This window comes from Spiroplasma endosymbiont of Phycita roborella (assembly GCF_964031195.1).
GTDB classification, from domain to species: domain Bacteria; phylum Bacillota_I; class Bacilli_A; order Mycoplasmatales; family VBWQ01; genus Spiroplasma_E; species Spiroplasma_E ixodetis_A.
Window position 1 is genome coordinate 442,764 of record NZ_CAXIQJ010000004.1, and the last position, 20,561, is coordinate 463,324.

Here is a 20,561-nt window from a genome sequence, read left to right on the forward strand (position 1 = left end):
AATATAGGTATATGAATTAAATATAGTGTTTCCACTTTTATTTTTTTTAAATAAATATAAGGGGTTTATTATATTTAGCTTTTATATTTTGGAAATTTATACATTTATTAAAAATTATGGAGGTAGAGTATGCCATTATCAGAGACAGTAGAATATCGAGAACTTAATGATTTTCTACAAAAATCATTAAGTTCTAAAAAAGATGAATCATCACCCAATATAACTTTAAATAGTTTGGAAGTTAAGATTGATGATATAAAAACACAATTGGATAGTAGTTTAAAAGAATATATTATTGAACTTGTATATGTAGATGAAAAGGGACGTTTAGTAAAAAAAACTAATGATGAAAACGTTAGTATTATTCAACAACCACCTTTAGTAATTAATAGTGATCAATTACAACAACTAGTAATAGTAAAAGAAAAATTAGATAGTTCTCTAGTACATTTATATCGAACTAAAAAAGAAAATGATAAGATTATTCTTGAATATTTAGGTAAAAAAGAATTACCAGCATTATTATTAAAAACTGAATCAGAATCCAATAATTTAAATAATGAAGAATATAAAGAAGAGTTAGATGATCTTAATGTTAATATTATAAAAAGATCTGAAGAGCCTATGAAATTATCATTTGCTGAAAATGGAACGTGTTATTTGTTTATTGATAATAAAAACAAAACAATTGTTCCTGTAGATATAAATGATGCTAAGGAATTTAAAAACTTTGTAGCCAAAAAATGTCCTCGTAATGGTAGTATAAATATTGAAGTTGATAAAAATGGAAAGATTTTGTTTGCATATATTATTGATAACCAGACTCATAAGAGGAAAGATATAAAAATTGCTGAAAAATTAATTGATACTTTTGAAAGAGTAATTAGTACAGCCTCTTCTTTACATTCACAACATTCACAAAATAATTCTGTTGCACCTAAAAAAGAAGTACAAAGTAATAATTCTTTTCCTGCAAAGGAAGTTAATGGTACTGAACCACCATCAAAACCAGTAGAACAAAGTGTTAAGTCAGTTTTATCTACACCAACACCATAAATGTAATAATTAAAGGAGAAAAATAAAAATGCCACTAATGAAAAATTTTAAATGATTTACAAACATTATGAGAAATATATATCAATCAGAAATAAGTGATGTTGAAGATATTGCTATTGAAGTAGAGGATGACCTATATTCAAAAAAGAATACACTTAATATTTTAAAGAATTCTTCTTTCAAGATTAATCCATTAAAAGTAAAAAAAATAGTTAGTTTAAATCAAGATGGAAAATTTGTTGTTGATAGTGGTTCATTAGTTAATACTATATTTATTAGTGATGAATCATTAACTCAAAATGATCAAAGTTTATTTAAAAAAGACCAATTAGTTTTCGTTGAAGATGAAACTGACAATACTAAAATTAAAATATATAAAATTTTATTTGATGAATCTGAAGGTGAAATAAGACCTGAATTAGGATTATTAGGAAGTATAAAATTATCAGAATTTAATGGAATTTTTATAAATTCTGGACTGTTTAAAGAAAATGATGTTTTAATTAATCAAAAGATTAATAATTTATTAGATGCTCCACAGTTGCGAAATCCATTTGAACAACCAAACCCAGTTTGAGATGTGGAACACTATAAAATTAATGATTATTCTTCAAATAGTACAATGATTGAAAATTTTAAAAAACATTTAAACTTAGTGAATGTTGAAAAAGACTATTTTATTTATCGTCAAGGAAATGAAATTTTTATTAAAAATGTTACTGATCCAAATGATACTTTTATAATCTCAACAACTGCTCAAAATATTACTGATAATGATATTTTTTATTTAAATAAAAAGATTAACGAAAATGGAGAAACTTTTTGAGAAACCTATAAAATAACAAAAAAACCTGTTCTAGGATGGTTATATGATAATGTAAAATATCAAGCATATGAATTTAATCCTTTAACCGATCAGCAATTTGATGATTTAAAAGCATTAAGTATTCCTCCACAATTAGGATTTACTATAGAACCAACAATTAATAATGGATTAGCATCTCTTCTTAAAGAAGAGCAACAAGAAATTGATTTAGTTGCTATGTGTTTTTTAGTAAATGCACCAGAAGTGTTACCAGAAGATTTACCTGAACCTTTACAGATTGCAAATAATATCTCTGAAACATTGCAAAATAATAGCATAGAAGGTTTGTATAGTTTAGTAATAGAAGATGGTAAAATAAAAATATCAGATGCTAAATCAGATCCAGAAAATGTAATTTTTGAACAAGAACTTTCTCAAGAAAATAAAAATATATGAAATAATGATATAGAAGTTGCTGGTAAGTATCAAAAAGTATACTTTGCGAAAAACCCAAGTAATAATTTAGTAGAAAAATGAGTAGTTATTGCTGATCAAAATCAACTACAATGTATTGGAACAATTTCTTTATCGGAATTAAGAAAAAGTTTTGCAAATAATAATTTATTTCCTGATGGATTAAAGGGTATTCACTGTGGAGAAAATGGAGCACAAGTTAAAGTGGCAAGAACTGCTGCTGAACAGGTAATATCACCAAAACCATCAGCTACAAAATTATCTCCAGTTATCGTTAAAAATGTTATTAATTTAAAATGAGATGATAGTAGAAAATTATGAGATTTAAATATAACAACTGATGAGCAAACATTGGATAAAAAATTAAAATTAGAAAAAAATGAAAATGATATTTTGAATAATTTAATAGAACAAAATAAAAAAGCAAATACTGTTATTTTATTTAATAAGTGTGATGGTAAATTTTTAAGAGCATATTATTTTGATGAAAATAATAAGAAAGTAAATTGCTCTAATAAGTTAAGTGATGAAGATAAAGAACAACTTAGTACCATAAATCAAAAAGCAAAAGCAAGAGTATTAGAAGCAAGAACAGTAACACCAATACTTGATTTAAAATCAAACTTATTTTTAAAAAATACTAAAACTTTTAATTTTAATATTTTTAATGGAAAATGTTATGTTTTATGTAATGATGAACTTGGAATTCCATTAAAAGCAGAAGTGAAACTTAGTCCTGAACAAATTCGTGTATTATCATATTTAGCTAAAAATGAAGTTGATTTTTCTTTAACTTTTGATAAAGATGATAATTTTAAAAGTATAAGTTATACCTTTTATAGAGATGAAGTAAAACAAAATGTAACTATTAATAGGAAAGATTTATCTGATAGTAATAATTTTAATCAAAAAAGGATTGAAACTGATGAATTAATGGAAACAATAGTTACTGCTCTTAATAATCCTGAAAGTTTAATACCAGAAGATGATGGAGTAACTTCAAAACCATGAAATAGTGATACTGCTGCTAAAGTTAATGGAGCATCATTACCAAGTAGTACAACTCAACATCCACAACAACAACAAATGTAATTAAATCATCATTATTTTAGAAGCACAAATAAAAAATATTTGTGCTTTTTTGATTCTAAACAATATTTTTTTCTGTATAATAATTAGTGAAATATTAAAGAAAGAAGGAATTAACAAATATGTCTTGCATTATTGATATTAGAGCACTACAAGTAATAGACTCAAGAGGAAATCCAACTATTCAAGTTGAATGTTGAACTGAAGATGGTGGATACGGGCTTGCTTTAGTGCCATCAGGTGCTTCAACAGGTACTAGAGAAGCTTTAGAACTACGAGACAAAGATACTAAAGTTTATGGTGGACTTGGTGTTATGAAAGCCATTAAAAATATTAATGAAAATATTGCCGAAGCTATTATTGGTTTGGAAGTTACTAATCAAAGATTAATTGATCAAACAATGATTAAGTTAGATGGAACAGAAAATAAAACAAAATTAGGTGCCAATGCTATTTTAGGGGTATCATTAGCAGTTGCTAAAGCTGCCGCTGATGAATTATATGTGCCCTTATATACATACTTAGGTGGTACTAATGCTTGTCAGTTGCCAGTCCCAATGTTAAATGTAATTAATGGTGGTGCTCATGCTGATAATAATATTGACTTTCAAGAATTTTTAATAATGCCAGTTGGTGCTAAAACATTTTCAAAGGCAATCCAAATGGCTGCCGAAACTTTTCATGCTTTAAAAAGTATTTTAAAAGGTAAGGGTTTAGTTACTGCAGTTGGTGATGAAGGTGGTTTTGCTCCTAATTTAAAATCAACCGAAGAAGCATTAGATTTAATTGTTGAAGCTATTAAAAAAGCGGGTTATACTCCAAATAAAGATATAAAAATTGCTATGGACTGTGCATCATCAGAGATTTATAAAAATGGTAAATATGTTTTTGGTAATAAAGATGGTAAAAGTAAAAATACTGAAAAATTATTAACTTCAGCGCAACTAGTAGATTATTTAGTTGATTTAACTAAAAAATATCCAATTATTTCAATTGAAGATGGTTTGGCTGAAGGTGATTGAGAAGGATTTAAATTATTATTAGAAAAATCAGAAGGTAAATTCCAAGTTGTTGGTGATGATTTATTCGTTACTAATCCAAAAATTATTAAAGAAGGAATTATTAAAAACGTTGCTAATTCAGTATTAATTAAATTAAATCAAATTGGAACATTAACTGAAACTATGGAAGCTATTGAAATGTGTCAAAAAGCTGGGTGAACGGCAGTAGTATCTCATCGTTCTGGGGAAACTGAAGATACAACGATTGCTGACTTAGCAGTAGCTTTTAATACTGGACAAATTAAAACAGGTTCAATGTCAAGAACTGATCGTGTTGCAAAATACAATCGTTTATTAACAATTGAAGCTGATTTAGCAGATCAAGCTAAATTTTTAGGTGACGATGTATTTTATAATATTAATTAATTAAAATCATATTTTATGGTTAAATTTACTGATATCCTTTTTAATTTTAAACAAATTATAATAATTATCACTAAAATAATGTAATTAGAAGAGAGGATGACTAAATATGCAAGAATTAAATAAAAGAAGAATTGGAATCTTAACTTCTGGTGGTGATTCACCAGGTATGAATAATGTTATTAATGCAGTATATAAGACTTTTCGTGGTATAAATCATGAAAATAGTAAAATTGCTACTGCTGATAAAAGACCATTTGAATTAGTTTTAATAAAAAATGGTTATAAAGGAATAATGACAAATGACATTCATGTTATTGATAACAATTGAGCAAATTTAATTGATCTAGGGACTGAGATGGGGGGAACAATCATTGGGTCTGCTCGTTTTAGAGAATTTGAGCAAGAAGAAACTCGTAAAAAATGTATTGAAATTTTAAAATCTAAAAAAATTGAAGGTTTAATTGCTATTGGTGGTGATGGCACATATAATGGTTTGCAAAAATTAAGTAATGAAGCAGCTATTGAATGTGTGGGTATTCCAGGTACTATTGATAATGATATTAGTTCAAGTGAGTTTACTATTGGTTTTGATACCGCTCTTAATACAATTGTTGAAAATCTTGATAAAATTCGTCAAACCGCTAATTCTCATGGAAGAATTATGATTGTTGAAGTAATGGGTCGTAATTGTGGTGACCTTGCTCTTCATAGTGCTGCTGCTGCAAATTGTGATTTAGTTGCAACTAAAGATTTAGGAATTGGAGAACAGTCATTGATTGATATTATTAAACAGTTGTACACTAAAAAACAACGTCGTTCATTAGTAATAGTAGTAACTGAACGTCAATATGATGTTAATAAAATAGCTAAAATCATTGAAAAAGATACTGATTGTGAAACAAGAGCAGTAATATTGGGTCAAATTCAACGTGGGGGAACACCAAGTGCATTTGATCGTTATTTAGCAACAATGATGGGTATTTTTGCTGCCGAAAGATTTGCAAATAGTAATAAATCTAGTATTTGTATTGGATTACAAGATAATAAATTAGTAGCTATTGAAATTCAAGATGCATTAAACACACCTTCAATAAATAAAAATAACGTTGCTAATAAAATTTTACGTTTGTCAGGAGTTATTTTTAAAAAAAATACTTAATAAAAAGAGGTGAATAATTTGATATCAATTATAAAAAGAACTAAATGTGTAACTACTTTAGGACCTGCTTCAAATTCTGCTGATGTTATTAAACAACTAATAGAAAATGGCTCAATTTGTGGGCGTTTAAATTTTTCTCATGGTACTCATGATGAACATTTAGCAAGGGTTTTAATGATTAGAGAAGTATCTAAACAATTAAATGTACCAGTTGCTATTATGTTAGATACTAGAGGTCCAGAAGTTAGAACACATACCTTTACAAAGGGTAGTGTAGAAATCAAAAAAAATGAAATTATTACGATAATTGATAATAAAGAGATTATTGGTACTGCCGATAAGTTTTCTGTAAATTATGTTAATTTAGCAAAGGATATTAAAGTTAATGATAATTTACTAGTAGATGATGGTAAATTAACATTAAAGGTTACAGCGGTTAAAGATCATACTGTTATTTGTCAAGCTTTAAATACACATACTATTAAAGATCGTCGTGCTATTAATATTCCAAATGTTAAATTGTCTTTACCTTTTATTTCTGAAAAAGATAGAGCAGATTTAATTTTTGGTTGTCAGCAAAAAGTAGATTATGTTGCTGCATCATTTGTTTGTTCAGCAGCTGATATTAAAGAAATCCGCAAAGTTTTAGATGATAATGATGGTAAACATATTCAAATCATTGCTAAAATTGAATCACAATTAGCAGTTAATAATTTTGATGAAATTTTAAAAGAATCAGATGCTATTATGGTTGCTCGTGGTGATTTAGGAGTTGAAATTCCTTTTGAAAAAGTTCCTTTTTTAGAACGTGAATGAATTAAAAAATGTCGTACTGTTAACAAACCGATAATTGTTGCTACGCAAATGCTAGATTCAATGATAGATAATCCTCATCCAACACGCGCTGAAGTTACTGATGTTTGGGTTGCTATGGATTGGGGAGCAACATGTACAATGTTATCGGGTGAATCTGCCAATGGTAACTATCCTGTGTTATCAATTGCAACAATGAGTAAAATTCTTGTTGATGCTGAAAGTCATCAAGAACAGAGTAAAATTGCTACTGATTTATTGCATACAAAAGATCAATTAGTTGCTAAAACTATTAAAAAAATTATTGAAGAAAAACCACAATATTTAATTACTAATAGTCAAGATAGTAATTATATTAGAACTATTGCTAATGCTCATTTGCCAGTTTATATAATTCCTATTGTTAATAATGTTATTGATTATAATAAATTTGCAATAAACTTTGGAATTTATACTTTTTTAGCAGTTGAAGGAATTCCAGTAGAATTAAGTAATTCTTCGCAATTAGTTAAAAGCATTAGTAGCACTTATATAATCCCTACTAAATCAAAAGTATTAGTAGTAGATATTAATAATAATACTAATCCTTTTACAACTTTTATTGTCAAATAACCTAGTACTACTGAGGTAAATTAGAAAAGGAATTAGGTAAAACATGAAAATTAATGTAATTAAATTAAATGGAAAAACGATGACTTATAATATTGAAAATCCAATTACTGGTTATCAATTATTAAAACAGGAAAATGAAAATATAGATTCTTCAATTATTGCTTTTACTCTGAATGGACAATTAAAAGATTTATATTGAGAAATTAAAGAAGATGCTGAAATCAAGTTTATTAAAAAAGATGATGCTTTAGGATGAACTATTTTAAATTATGGATGTGCTATGATTTTAGCTCATACTATTAAATTAATGTATCCACAAGCGTTAATTACGATTGCTAATACTAATGATAATGGTTTTTATTTAGATTTTGGTTATGAAAAGCGACTTTCTAATGATGAATTAATTAAAATTGAAGAGAAAATGCGTGAAATTTTAATAAAAAATATTGAAATTAAAAGAGTTTGTCAAACTAAAGAAGAATCTTTAAAAACTCATAAAGACAATCCTTTTGCTTTAGAATATATTAAATTAAATCATGTTAATGGATTAAAATGCTCTTATTTAGTTGATAATAAGACTTTAGTAGTGGCATCGGGTGTTGCTATTAATAATTCTTCATCAATAAAAGATTTTAAATTATTAAGTATTACTGGTGCATATTGATTAGGAAATGATAAAAATAAACAATTACAGCGCATTTCTGGTATTTGTGATTATTCAAAAGTAAAATTAGTAGATAAACTTAATGAACTTGAAGAACGAAAAAATCGTGATCATCGCAAACTAGGTAAAGAATTAAATATTTTTACTTTTAATGATGATTGTGGTAAAGGATTACCTATATTTTTACCAAATGGTATGGTTATTAAAAAAGTTTTGCAGAAATATTTGAGAAAACAAGAATTTATGTGAGATTATCAAGAAGTATCAACACCAGTTTTAGGTTCTGTTGAATTATATAAAAAAAGTGGTCATTGAGATCATTATCGTGAAAATATGTTTACTCCAATTAAAAAAGAAGAAGAACAATTGGTATTAAGACCAATGACTTGTCCTCATCACTGTATGATTTATAAAAGTGCTCTTCGTAGTTATAAAGATTTACCTTTGCGTTTAAGTGAGCATGCTTTATTATATCGTTATGAAGCAAGTGGTGCTTTAACTGGTTTAGAACGAGTAAGAAGTATGGAATTAACTGATTCTCATATTTTTGTTAGATTTGATCAAATGAAAACAGAATTTAAACGTTGTTATCAGTTAATTGCTGAGGTTTTAAAAACTTTAAATATTAAAATTGATTATTTATCATTATCTTTACGAGATCCTGCTGATAAAGAAAAATATTTTAATGATGATAAAATGTGAAATCAAGCAGAAACAGCATTACGTGAAGTATTAGATGAATTACAATTAGAGTATAAACCAATGATTGGTGAGGCTGCTTTTTATGGACCAAAATTTGATGTTCAAATTAAAACAGCATTAGGTCATGAAATTACAATATCTACTATTCAATTCGATTTCTTATTACCAAAAAAGTTTAATTTAACTTATATTGATGAAAATAATAATGAAACAAATCCAGTTATTGTTCATCGAGGATTAATTGGTACATATGAACGTTTTATTGCCACATTATTAGAACAAAATAAAGGCGTTTTTCCACTATGATTAGCACCAAGGCAAATTGCAATTTTACCAATAAATGAAAAAGAAAAAACCTTAGAATATGCTAATAAATTATTGCAAACTTGTAAACAACATAATTTACGAACTGAAATTATTAGCAGTGGAACTATTGGCAAACGTATTGTTGAAACACAAACTCAAAAAATTCCTTATCAAATTATTATTGGTGATAAGGAAATAGAAAATAATAATTTAAGTTATCGTCAGTATGGTCAAAAAGAAAGTAAAATTGTTACTTTATCAGAATTTTTAAAATTATTAACAAAACAAGTTGAGAATAAAATATAACTATAAAAATTAAAAAACCATTTAAGGTTCTAATTCTTAAATGGTTTTTTAGTTAATTAAGCAATTTAATTTTACTAAGTATATTAGTAAAATTTAAACCATTTTTTTATACGAAAAAAATATTTATATTTTTACTATTATTTTCATTGACATTGGGTTTTGTTTTCTGTAAGATATTTATTGTGCCCGAAAATAAATGGGTTACAAACTAGAAAAAACGATCTTTGAAAACTAAATAGAACAAGAATTAATCCGTCAATTTTTTATTAAAAATTAAATAAGTCAGACATCATCTTTTAACAAAAACAATTTTATTGAGAGTTTGATCCTGGCTCAGGATTAACGCTGGCGGCATGCCTAATACATGCAAGTCGAACGAAAGTAGCAATATTTTAGTGGCGAACGGGTGAGTAACACGTATCTAACCTACCATTTAGTGGGGAATAACTGTTGGAAACGACAGCTAATACCGCATATGTTATTTATTTGCAATGATAAATAATGAAAGGAGCATTTGCTTCGTTAATTGATGGGGATGCGGCGCATTAACTAGTTGGTAAGGTAATGGCTTACCAAGGTAACGATGCGTAGCCGATCTGAGAGGATGAACGGCCACATTGGGACTGAGACACGGCCCAAACTTCTACGGAAGGCAGCAGTAGGGAATTTTTCACAATGGGCGAAAGCCTGATGGAGCAATGCCGCGTGACTGATGAAGGTCTTCGGATTGTAAAAGTCTGTTGTAAGGGAAGAAGTGCTAGAATAAGAAATGATTTTAGTATCGACCATACCTTACCAGAAAGCCACGGCTAACTATGTGCCAGCAGCCGCGGTAATACATAGGTGGCAAGCGTTATCCGGATTTATTGGGCGTAAAGCGTGCGTAGACGGTTTTGCAAGTCTGAGGTTAAATTTAGGGGCTCAACCCCTGACCGCCTTGGAAACTACATTACTAGAGTATAGGAGAGGTTAGTGGAATTTCATGTGTAGCGGTGGAATGCGTAGATATATGAAGGAACACCAGTGGCGAAGGCGGCTAACTGGCCTATTACTGACGTTGTGGCACGAAAGCGTGGGGAGCAAATAGGATTAGATACCCTAGTAGTCCACGCCGTAAACGATGAGTACTAAGTGTTGCCATGAGGCAGTGCTGTAGCTAACGCATTAAGTACTCCGCCTGAGTAGTATGCTCGCAAGAGTGAAACTCAAAGGAATTGACGGGGACCCGCACAAGCGGTGGAGCATGTGGTTTAATTCGAAGCAACGCGAAGAACCTTACCAGGTCTTGACATACCTTGCGAAGCTATAGAGATATAGTAGAGGTTAACAAGGATACAGGTGGTGCATGGTTGTCGTCAGTTCGTGTCGTGAGATGTTTGGTTAAGTTCAGCAACGAACGCAACCCTTGTCCTTAGTTGCCAGCATTAAGTTGGGGACTCTAAGGAGACTGCTAGTGTAAGCTAGAGGAAGGTGGGGACGACGTCAAATCATCATGCCCCTTATGACCTGGGCTACACACGTGCTACAATGGCTGATACAAAGAGTCGCTAAACCGCGAGGTCAAGCAAATCTCAAAAAGTCAGTCTCAGTCCGGATTGAAGTCTGCAACTCGACTTCATGAAGTCGGAATCGCTAGTAATCGCGAATCAGCAATGTCGCGGTGAATACGTTCTCGGGTCTTGTACACACCGCCCGTCAAACCACGAGAGTTGGCAATGCCAGAAGTCGGTGTCCTAACCGCAAGGAGGGAGCTGCCAAAGGCAGGGTTGATGATTGGGGTTAAGTCGTAACAAGGTATCCCTACCGGAAGGTGGGGATGGATCACCTCCTTTCTATGGAGTTTAGTTTCTAATAAGAAACCAAGACAACAAGAAAAATTAGATGGATGATTTATTGGATTACTTCTTTTGTTCTGTTTAGTTTTCAGGGATTGTTTTCTCTGAGCAATTGTTCTTTAAAAACTGGATAATAGACATCTTTTAAAAAAATAAGATAATTTTTATCTTGCAATAGGATATTCTAAAAATAAATTATTAAGAGCGTATGGTGGATGCCTTGGAATTGGAAGACGATGAAGGACGCGATTACCTGCGATAAACTTCGGGGAGCTGGAAATAAGCTTTGATCCGGAGATGTCCGAATGGGGAAACCCACTATCTTTAATCAGATAGTACTGTACAATGAATTCATAGTTGTGCAGAGTGATACCTAGAGAATTGAAACATCTTAGTACCTAGAGGAAAAGAAAGCGAATGCGATTCCCTTAGTAGCGGCGAGCGAAAAGGGAGCAGCCTAAACCAGTCGTCAGACTGGGGTTATAGGACTGTCTATTAGGTTCGACCTATGAAGAGTTACAAAATTTATATATAGCAGAAGTTGTTGGGAAGCAACGCCATAGATGGTGAAAGCCCAGTATGCGAAATGTATAAATCTCTTGACAGTATCCTGAGTACGGCGAGGCACGTGGAACCTTGTCGGAATTTGCGCAGACCACTGCGTAAGGCTAAATACTAACCAATTACCGATAGTGAACCAGTACCGTGAGGGAAAGGTGAAAAGTACCCCGAGAGGGGAGTGAAATAGTTTCTGAAACCATATGCTTACAACAAGTCGGAGCCCGTTAATGGGTGACGGCGTGCCTTTTGTAGAATGAGCCGGCGAGTTACGATTACATGCAAGGTTAAGTTGAAAAGACGGAGCCGAAGTGAAAGCGAGCCTGAATAGGGCGTTTAGTATGTGGTCGTAGACCCGAAACCAGGTGATCTAGCCATGAGCAGGTTGAAGTTAATGTAACAGTTAATGGAGGACCGAACCAACGTTCGTTGAAAAGACCGTGGATGACTTGTGGCTAGCGGTGAAATTCCAATCGAACCTGGAGATAGCTGGTTCTCCCCGATATAGTTTTAGGACTAGCGTCAGAATTAGTGCAATGGAGGTAAAGCTCTGAATGTATGATGGCCCCACCTCGGGGTACTGAATGCAATTAAACTGCGAATGCCATTGTTACATATCTGGCAGTCAGTCTATGGGTGATAAGGTCCATGGACGTGAGGGAAACAGCCCAGATCATCAGCTAAGGTCCCCAAATCAATGCTAAGTGGAAAACGATGTGGAATTGTTCAGACAGCTAGGAGGTTGGCTTAGAAGCAGCCATCCTTTAAAGAGTGCGTAACAGCTCACTAGTCGAATGATTCTGCGCGGAAAATGTACCGGGGCTAAGCATTGTACCGAAGCTATGGGTCTATATATATGTTTACATATATTGTGGGCGGTAGGGGAGCGTTCTAATCTGCGACGAAGTTAGACCGGAAGGACTAGTGGAGCGTTTAGAAGTGAGAATGCCGGCGTGAGTAACGATTGAAGGTGAGAATCCTTCATGCCGATTGACCAAGGTTTCCTGGGCTAGGTTCGTCCACCCAGGGTTAGTCAGGACCTAAGGCGAGGCCGAAAGGCGTAGTCGATGGATAACAGGTTGATATTCCTGTACCACCATGGTGACTGATGGAATGACGGAGAAGGCTAAAATGTCCCAGTGGTTGGTAGTGCTGGGCTAAGTACAAAGAGGGTTGTGTAGGCAAATCCGCACAGCGTTAACCTTGAAGTACGATGGGGAGTGAACGGTTCGCTTAGTAACGAAGCATTTGATGCCATACTTCCAAGAAAAGTTTCTAAAGACATCACCATGGTGCCTGTACCGAGAACGGACACACGTGGTCAAGGAGAATATCCTAAGGCAAGCGAGATAACTATAGCTAAGGAACTCTGCAAAATAACCCCGTAAGTTAGCGAGAAGGGGAGCTCATAGCAATATGAGTCGCAGTGAAGAGGTCCGGGCGACTGTTTAGCAAAAACACAGCTCTCTGCTAAGTCGTAAGACGATGTATAGGGGGTGACGCCTGCCCAGTGCTGGAAGGTTAAAGAGATTTGTTAGCGTAAGCGAAGCTTTGAACTGAAGCCCCAGTGAACGGCGGCCGTAACTATAACGGTCCTAAGGTAGCGAAATTCCTTGTCAGGTAAGTTCTGACCCGCACGAAAGGCGTAACGATCCGGACGCTGTCTCGGCTATAGACTCGGTGAAATCTTAGTACCTGTGAAGATGCAGGTTACCCGCGATTAGACGGAAAGACCCCGTGGAGCTTTACTACAACTTGATATTGAATTTTGGTGTAGTTTGTACAGCATAGGTGGGAGACGTTGATATGCAGACGCTAGTAGGCATGGAGTCACCATTGGGATACCACCCTTGCTATATTGAAATTCTAACTTGAGACCATAATCTGGTCTAAGGACAGTGTCTGGTGGGTAGTTTGACTGGGGCGGTCGCCTCCTAAAAAGTAACGGAGGCGCCCAAAGGTACCCTCAATATGAATGGAAATCATATGTAGAGCGCAAAGGTAAAAGGGTGCTTGACTGCGAGACATACAAGTCGAGCAGGAACGAAAGTTGGGCTTAGTGATCCGGCGGTGCTGTGTGGAAAGGCCGTCGCTCAACGGATAAAAGTTACCCCGGGGATAACAGGCTAATCTCTCCCAATAGTTCATATAGACGGGGAGGTTTGGCACCTCGATGTCGGCTCATCGCATCCTGGAGGTGTAGTCGCTTCCAAGGGTTGGGCTGTTCGCCCATTAAAGCGGTACGCGAGCTGGGTTCAGAACGTCGTGAGACAGTTTGGTCCCTATCTGTCGTGGGCGCAAGAAATTTGAGGAAAACTGTTCCTAGTACGAGAGGACCGGAATGGACCTACCTCTGGTGCACCAGTTGTCACGCCAGTGGCACAGCTGGGTAGCTATGTAGGGCATGAATAAGCGCTGAAAGCATCTAAGCGCGAAGTCAGTTCCAAGATGAGATTTCTCATTCGAAAGAAGTAAGATCCCTTGAATACTACAAGGTTGATAGGTCAGGTGTGTAAGCATAGTGATATGTTCAGCTTACTGATACTAATAGATCGAGGATTTATTGAAGAATATATTCTCTATTGCAAATCAAAAGTAATCAAATTTAAAGATGTCTGTTTCTAGTTTTTAGGGAGCAATTGCTAAACTATTTGGTGTCCATGGCGGAGTGGTCACACCTGTTCCCATCTCGAACACAGCAGTTAAGCACTCCAGCGGCGAAAATACCAGCAATGGGAAAATAGCACGATGCCAAATTTTTTTTATTGTTAATCTTAATGTAAAAATTAAGATTTTTTTAATTTTTACATTAAAATAAGTAAATAATTTTATTTTTAATTTATGATTGTTTTAAACCACTTATACGCTCTGCTATTGATAAATCATTTTTTATTCATCAATATTATTAAACGCTTGCTTGATCTAAGCATGATAATGAGCATGTGCGACGACTTGCTAGTGAAGGTTGTCGTCCTCAATTACCATGAGGACAAGCATTAACAAATTTTAAAAAAACTCATATCCAATCCTTAAAATTTTACAACAATTAAAAGCCGATCCCTCTTTTTATGTTCGTAAAAGTGTAGCAAATAATTTAAATGATATTTCTAAAACACATCCTGACTTGGTTACAAAAATTGCAAAGGAATGATATGGTAAAAACAATCATACTGATTGGATTGTAAAGCACGGTTGTAGGACCCTTTTGAAAAAAGGCAATATGGAGGTAATGAAAATCTTTGGTTTTACCAATATTGATTGTGTAAATGTGATTGATTTTGCTTTAGGTGCTGAATTTGTTTCTATTGGAGAAAATATGACTTTTTCTTTTAAGATTGAGACAAAAAAGCAATCAAGGTACGATTAGAATATAGTATTGATTATGTGAAAGCAAGTGGTAAACGGAATCGTAAAATATTCCAAATATCAGAGATATATTTAAAGGAAAATGTGAAGAAATTTTACGCAAAAAAACATTGCTTTGCAGATATAAGTACAAGGATTACAGGAACTCATTCAATTTCACTTATTGTGAATGGTACTACTTGAGATACATTAATTTTAAGATGTTGGCTATTAAATAGTCTAATTAATTATTTAATTAACCTACATATCAATTTAATTAGAATTACAAAGTTGGAAAATTAAAAGATTTGTATTTTATTTTAAAAGTCTTAATATATATTATATATATTGTATACTATAAAAAACTATTAGTAGTATCAAAAAGGGGGTACTTATGAAAACATTAATAAAAACATTAAGTGTTTTAACACTTGCAACAACAACAGGAAATTTAACTAATGTATTAAACACAATTGAAGAAAAAACTAATATTGCAACTAATTATATTCAAAATAAAAAAAGTTTAGAAAATAAACATAGTGCAATTAACTTAGCAGATATAATAGTAAATAATAATTTAGGACTTATTAATAGTGGGAAGGATTTAGCACCATCTAAAATGAGTTTACTAATAGGTATTATTGAAGCAAATCATGCAATTAAATCATTAACTATTAATGATTTTGATATTAAAAGACAAGATAATAGTACTGCTACAATTATTGGTAAAGGTGATTATATAGGAACAGTTAATTTGTATTATAGTATTACTAATTTTGTTTCTCAAAAATTAACAAATGGAAACATTTATGCTTTAGGTGTTGATTCACAAGGTAATATTTTTAGAGCACAAGAAGATAAGGTTTATAAGATTACTCCAACAGGATTAGAAATTTTAATGGCAGGATTAGAAGGATATTGGGCAGTTAGAGCCTTAGTAATTGATAATGAAGATAATGTTTATGTTGATAGTGATAATGGTTTTGTTTATAAGAGTGATGGTGTACGTAGTTTTGAAAAAATTATAATACCAGGACCAAAAAACTGAATTTGAGCTTTAACATTTGATAAAAATACTGAAACTGTTTATGTTGGTAGTAATACTGGTGTATACAAAATCAGTAAAAATGGAAGCACTAGTTTAATGTAAGGAACAAATGGTGATCATATTCATAGTTTAGCAGTTGGTTCAGATGGCTCAATTTATGCTGGTGATGATGATCGTGGAATAATTTATAAAACTGATAAAATAAGTCAAACTTTTGGAATATTTCAACAAATAAACGATGGGCATCAAATTGATAGTTTAGTAGTTGACAAGGATAATACTGTTTTTGCTGGTTCTTGAAATGGTCGTCTTTATAAGATAAAGAATGGAATATATGAGGTAATATTAGAAACAAATCCAAACCACGAGGTTAAAGGTTTAGTCATTGATAGAGATAATAATTTATTTGTTGGTATTGACTCTAATAAAGTATATAAAAAAATAGAAGATACAGATTTATGTTCTGAATTATCTGGAATAAAAAATACTGATGATCATATTTTTGCTTTAGCAGTTGGTCCAGATGATTCAATTTATGCTGCTGGATCGCAAGGAATCTTATATACAGCTAAAAATTTTAATAAAATATAGGTTATATATAAGTAATTAGTATTAAAATTAATAAAAATAAAAGACTTGCTTGCTAATTATATAGTAAGTTTTTTTATTTTTATTTAAATTTATGTACTAACATATTAAAAAAATCTGTCAATATCGAGTGAAAATTTCCCAAAAATATTTTTTAAAAAATAAATTATTTTGAAAAGTTATACTGTTAAATAAACATAAATTCCAAATAAATTCTTTTCTAGATAAAAATAGAAATAAAGTTTTTTAATTTTTTAAAATTTTTTGTATAATTAATTTATACAAAAAATTATATAAGTTTTTAACTCATTTATTTTAAGATAAAATAAATGAGTTTTTTTATTATTTATTCAAAGGAGAAAATAAAAAATGTTTAAAGTTAAACCTAATTCACCAGTTTATGAATTTTATTATTCTGAAATAAAAAAATTAGAGGGTAAAATTAAAGATAATAAAGAATTAGATAATATAATAAATACTGAAAAAAATCTTAAAGAAGAAATAGAAAAACTAGAAATATATCTAAAAACATTAAATGAAAATTTAAAAAAGAAATATAAAATAATTCCATATATTGAAAAATTAAATATATATGATTTAGAAGATAAAATCGAATCAAAAGGACAAAAAAGGGTTGATAATGTAGGAAAATATTTAAAATTAAAATCAAGTTTAGATTATGATTTTGATTCAATTTTTGAACAATGAAAACGCAGTGCAAACAGTGAAAATCAACCTTTAACAAGTGGATATAAACCAAGCTCACCACAGATGTAAAAGGGGAAGATATTGCATTTGCAATATCTTTATATCTTTAAAATTGATTTTAAGACACCAAATTTGCTCATATACAAATGTTTTAAAATTTTATATGGTTTAGTATTAATAAAATAAATCTCTTCTAAAATATGTTTTTTTACTTTTAATTAAAAATTATTGATATCCATATCTTCAAGGATGGTCTTTATTTGGTATATAAACTTTTTTAGTTTTTATCAAATCTTCTTTAATAATTGGTTTTAATGCTATTTCTTTTAGTTCATATATTTTATTATTATAACTAAGATAGAATTCATTAATAAATGATTTAAGTACAATTACATCAGTTCTAGGTTGTATATATTGAACTTTGTTATTTTTATAAGGAAAATATTTTTTACCATAATATGTTATAGTTGAACCACTATCTGTTTTTCTTTTACAAAATCTTGAAAGATAAACATTTATTTCATTTTGTGTAGGAGCTTTAACCATAGCAGATTTATTATCATCAATAGGAAAAGCAAACTGATTATTAAAAATGTTTATATATGTTTTAAGAAATTTATTACCATCTTCTAAATTTTTAATTTTATTAAGTCGTAATTCACTAATTAAACGACTTTGAAGTGTTCCAAATAATCGTTCAATTCTGCCTTTAGCTTGTGGAATTGAGGTTCTAATTACTTCAACACCTAAATCATTACAGCATTTTTGAAATTGAGTATAAGTGTCATTTTCTGTGTTTATTTTACCTGAATCAATTTTTTTCTTATATCCAAAAACTGTTCTATTATCAGTATAAAATATCTTTGGTATGCCATATTTAGTTAAAATTTGATAAAAAACATTATAATAACCATCTAATGTCTCTTGGTGATCAAATCATAGTCCAACAATATTTCCTGTAGCATCATCAATTGCAGCATGTAAAAATGCTTTTGGTTTATCGTTACCAAATCAATGATGATTACTTGCATCCATTTGAATTAATTCACCAAAATTTGTTCTACGATTTCTTGTGGGATGCAAGTTATTTTTTTTATTCTTATGTCTTTTTGGTGAAGTGATTTTTTCTTGAATTAATAGATTATAAACTGTACTATATGCAATTTTAGTGTTTTCTTCATTAATTAATTTTTCCTGAAAATGTTGAAAATTAAAATTATAATATTTTGTTTTATATAAGTTTATAATTTTATTTTTAATTTCTATTTTTGTTGCCTTATTAGAAATTTTATTGCGAGATTTATGAATAAAACCAACTTTACCTTCTTTATTAAAAATTTGAATTAATTGGTTAATTCTTCTAATAGTTAGGTTAAGTTTATTTTTGGCTTGATGTTTAGATAATTTATTAATAACAATGTCATTTATAATTTTGTATTTATATTTTTCTTTCATAGTCATGCTTCTTTCCATTTTTATCACCAAGTATATTTAACTTCACTTTTTGAGAAATTTTCACTCGATAACTAATAGGAAATTATCACTAAATAATGACACATATTAAAAAAATCTTGTAATTTATTAAAAATCTAATATAATAATAGTTGATATAAAGAAAGTAGTTTTTACGCTCACCTGATAACTAAGTTGTTATAGGTTCAATGCTTTAAATTTTTATTTTTAAAATAAAGTTTTGTAGTGGTGAGTGTGCGTTTTAGCAGACTTTTATTTATGCAAATTAAAGGAGGTATGTATGGCTTTTAAAAATAATGATAATTTATGAAATAGTAATATTCCCTTTTATGAATTTTTATTAATTGGTAATGAGGGTACTAATTATGGCTTAATGAAAAAAAATGATGCTTTAAAAAAAGCAGAAGATTTAGGATATGACCTGTTATGTATATCACCAAATGCTAAACCACCTGTTTGTAAAATGTTTAAATTTGATACATATCGTTTTGAACAACAAAAAAAGGAAAAAGAAGTTAAAAAAGCACAAAAATTAACAATTGTTGAAGAAAAAGAAATTCGACTAAGTGTTGTTATTGATAACAATGACATTAAAACAAAGGCAAATAAGGCTCGTAAATTTCTAAGTAATGGTAACAAAGTAAAAGTTACATTAAAATATCGTGGTCGTGAATTACATAATCCTGAAGCAGGATTTGAAGTAATTACAAAATTTTATAAAGAATTAGAAGATATTTGTATTTATGATAAAAACTTTGATAAAAAAGAAAAAAATATACAAACTATTTATCTTTTTCCAAAAAAGAAAAATCAAGAAAATTAACAATAGGAGGTAAAATATGCCAAAAATGAAAACAAAAAAAGCTTTAAAAAAAAGAATTAAAGTAACAGGAAGTGGTAAATGAATGCGTAGTGGTGCTTTTGTTTCTCACTTAGCTCAAAATAAAACAACAAAACAAAAACGTCAATTACGTGGGTGAAGTGAAGTATCTGCTTCTGACTATAAGCGTTTAAAAGATTTAATTTAGGAAGGTGACAAAATAAATGGCTAGAGTTAAAGGCGGTTATACAACTAATCATCGTCGTAAAAAAATACTAAAAGCAGCAAAAGGATATTATGGAGCAAAACATAGTTTATATCGTACAGCAAATGAACAAGTAATGAACTCATTAGCATATGCTTATCGTGATCGTAAAAATTGTAAACGTGAGTTTCGCAAGTTATGAATTCAAAGAATTAATGCAGCTGTTCGTAATTATGATTTATCATATTCACGTTTTATTGATGGCTTAAATAAATCTAATATTAATCTTAATCGTAAAATATTGTCTGAGTTATCAATTAATCAACCAGAAGAATTTGAGAAATTAGTTTTGGCATCAAAATCTGCTTTAGCAAAATAATTAATTGCAAATTTTATATAAATTAAAAACACTTATAATAAATTTAATTTATTTCAAGTGTTTTTAATTTATAAAATTATGATAAGTTTTGGAAATGTATTTAATATAAATTTCAAAGAATATTTTTTTATCACAAACTTTGTTTTATAATATATTTAATGGTAAAATTAAAAAATAAATTCGCTTCTT

Annotated in this window: 12 protein-coding genes, 3 rRNA genes and 1 pseudogene; 15 read left to right on the plus strand and 1 reads right to left on the minus strand. The window is 30.3% G+C overall.

All coding sequences use genetic code 4. The annotated features are described in order from the left end of the window. Nucleotides 1-129: 129 nt before the first annotated feature. The 12 genes and pseudogenes from AAHM95_RS04530 to AAHM95_RS04580 all read left to right on the plus strand — a co-directional run bounded on the left by AAHM95_RS04530 (nucleotide 130) and on the right by AAHM95_RS04580 (nucleotide 17,564). Complete coding sequence (locus AAHM95_RS04530) at nucleotides 130-1,056, plus strand: hypothetical protein (RefSeq protein ID WP_342274237.1); 927 nt, start codon at nucleotides 130-132, stop codon at nucleotides 1,054-1,056. Between the two features lie 28 nt (nucleotides 1,057-1,084). Further along, entirely contained in the window at nucleotides 1,085-3,427 is a 2,343-nt protein-coding gene (locus tag AAHM95_RS04535; RefSeq protein WP_342274238.1) for a hypothetical protein, read from the plus strand. Between the two features lie 119 nt (nucleotides 3,428-3,546). Then, entirely contained in the window at nucleotides 3,547-4,851 is a 1,305-nt protein-coding gene (gene eno, locus AAHM95_RS04540; RefSeq protein WP_338975897.1) for a phosphopyruvate hydratase, read from the plus strand. Nucleotides 4,852-4,957: 106 nt separating this feature from the next. Beyond that, nucleotides 4,958-6,010, plus strand: coding sequence for an ATP-dependent 6-phosphofructokinase (locus AAHM95_RS04545; protein WP_342274239.1), 1,053 nt, complete (start codon nucleotides 4,958-4,960; stop codon nucleotides 6,008-6,010). Nucleotides 6,011-6,028: 18 nt separating this feature from the next. Then, nucleotides 6,029-7,435 (plus strand): pyruvate kinase, encoded by a 1,407-nt coding sequence (gene pyk, locus AAHM95_RS04550; protein WP_342274240.1) that lies wholly within the window; start codon nucleotides 6,029-6,031, stop codon nucleotides 7,433-7,435. Nucleotides 7,436-7,478: 43 nt separating this feature from the next. Next, nucleotides 7,479-9,413, plus strand: coding sequence for a threonine--tRNA ligase (gene thrS / locus AAHM95_RS04555; RefSeq protein WP_342274241.1), 1,935 nt, complete (start codon nucleotides 7,479-7,481; stop codon nucleotides 9,411-9,413). A 310-nt stretch (nucleotides 9,414-9,723) separates the two neighbouring features. After that, a 16S ribosomal RNA gene (locus AAHM95_RS04560) occupies nucleotides 9,724-11,245 on the plus strand. Between the two features lie 191 nt (nucleotides 11,246-11,436). After that, a 23S ribosomal RNA gene (locus tag AAHM95_RS04565) occupies nucleotides 11,437-14,374 on the plus strand. An 82-nt stretch (nucleotides 14,375-14,456) separates the two neighbouring features. Then, nucleotides 14,457-14,563: ribosomal RNA gene (gene rrf, locus AAHM95_RS04570) — 5S ribosomal RNA — on the plus strand. Together the 16S, 23S and 5S rRNA genes form the textbook arrangement of a ribosomal RNA operon. Nucleotides 14,564-14,724: 161 nt before the next feature. Beyond that, a pseudogene (locus AAHM95_RS09660) lies at nucleotides 14,725-15,454 on the plus strand (DNA alkylation repair protein); the annotation flags it as partial. Nucleotides 15,455-15,545: 91 nt separating this feature from the next. Further along, nucleotides 15,546-16,301, plus strand: coding sequence for an NHL repeat-containing protein (locus AAHM95_RS04575; RefSeq protein WP_342274242.1), 756 nt, complete (start codon nucleotides 15,546-15,548; stop codon nucleotides 16,299-16,301). 855 nt (nucleotides 16,302-17,156) lie between these two features. Continuing rightward, a complete protein-coding gene (locus tag AAHM95_RS04580; RefSeq protein WP_342273977.1) occupies nucleotides 17,157-17,564 on the plus strand; it encodes a hypothetical protein in 408 nt (135 codons plus the stop codon). Nucleotides 17,565-17,720: 156 nt separating this feature from the next. On the opposite strand, the gene AAHM95_RS04585 is transcribed toward AAHM95_RS04580, so the two are convergent. Continuing rightward, nucleotides 17,721-18,968: an ISNCY family transposase gene (locus AAHM95_RS04585; protein WP_342273976.1), complete on the minus strand. Its 1,248-nt coding sequence runs from the start codon at nucleotides 18,966-18,968 to the stop codon at nucleotides 17,721-17,723. 280 nt (nucleotides 18,969-19,248) lie between these two features. Between AAHM95_RS04585 and infC the strand changes: the two genes are divergently transcribed. From infC to rplT, 3 genes are read left to right on the plus strand one after another with little or no spacing between them, the layout of a single operon-like run. Further along, nucleotides 19,249-19,791 (plus strand): translation initiation factor IF-3, encoded by a 543-nt coding sequence (infC, locus tag AAHM95_RS04590; RefSeq protein ID WP_339042334.1) that lies wholly within the window; start codon nucleotides 19,249-19,251, stop codon nucleotides 19,789-19,791. Between the two features lie 16 nt (nucleotides 19,792-19,807). Next, nucleotides 19,808-19,996: a 50S ribosomal protein L35 gene (gene rpmI / locus AAHM95_RS04595; protein WP_174480739.1), complete on the plus strand. Its 189-nt coding sequence runs from the start codon at nucleotides 19,808-19,810 to the stop codon at nucleotides 19,994-19,996. A 16-nt stretch (nucleotides 19,997-20,012) separates the two neighbouring features. Continuing rightward, complete coding sequence (gene rplT, locus AAHM95_RS04600) at nucleotides 20,013-20,372, plus strand: 50S ribosomal protein L20 (RefSeq protein ID WP_338978156.1); 360 nt, start codon at nucleotides 20,013-20,015, stop codon at nucleotides 20,370-20,372. Nucleotides 20,373-20,561: the final 189 nt, after the last annotated feature.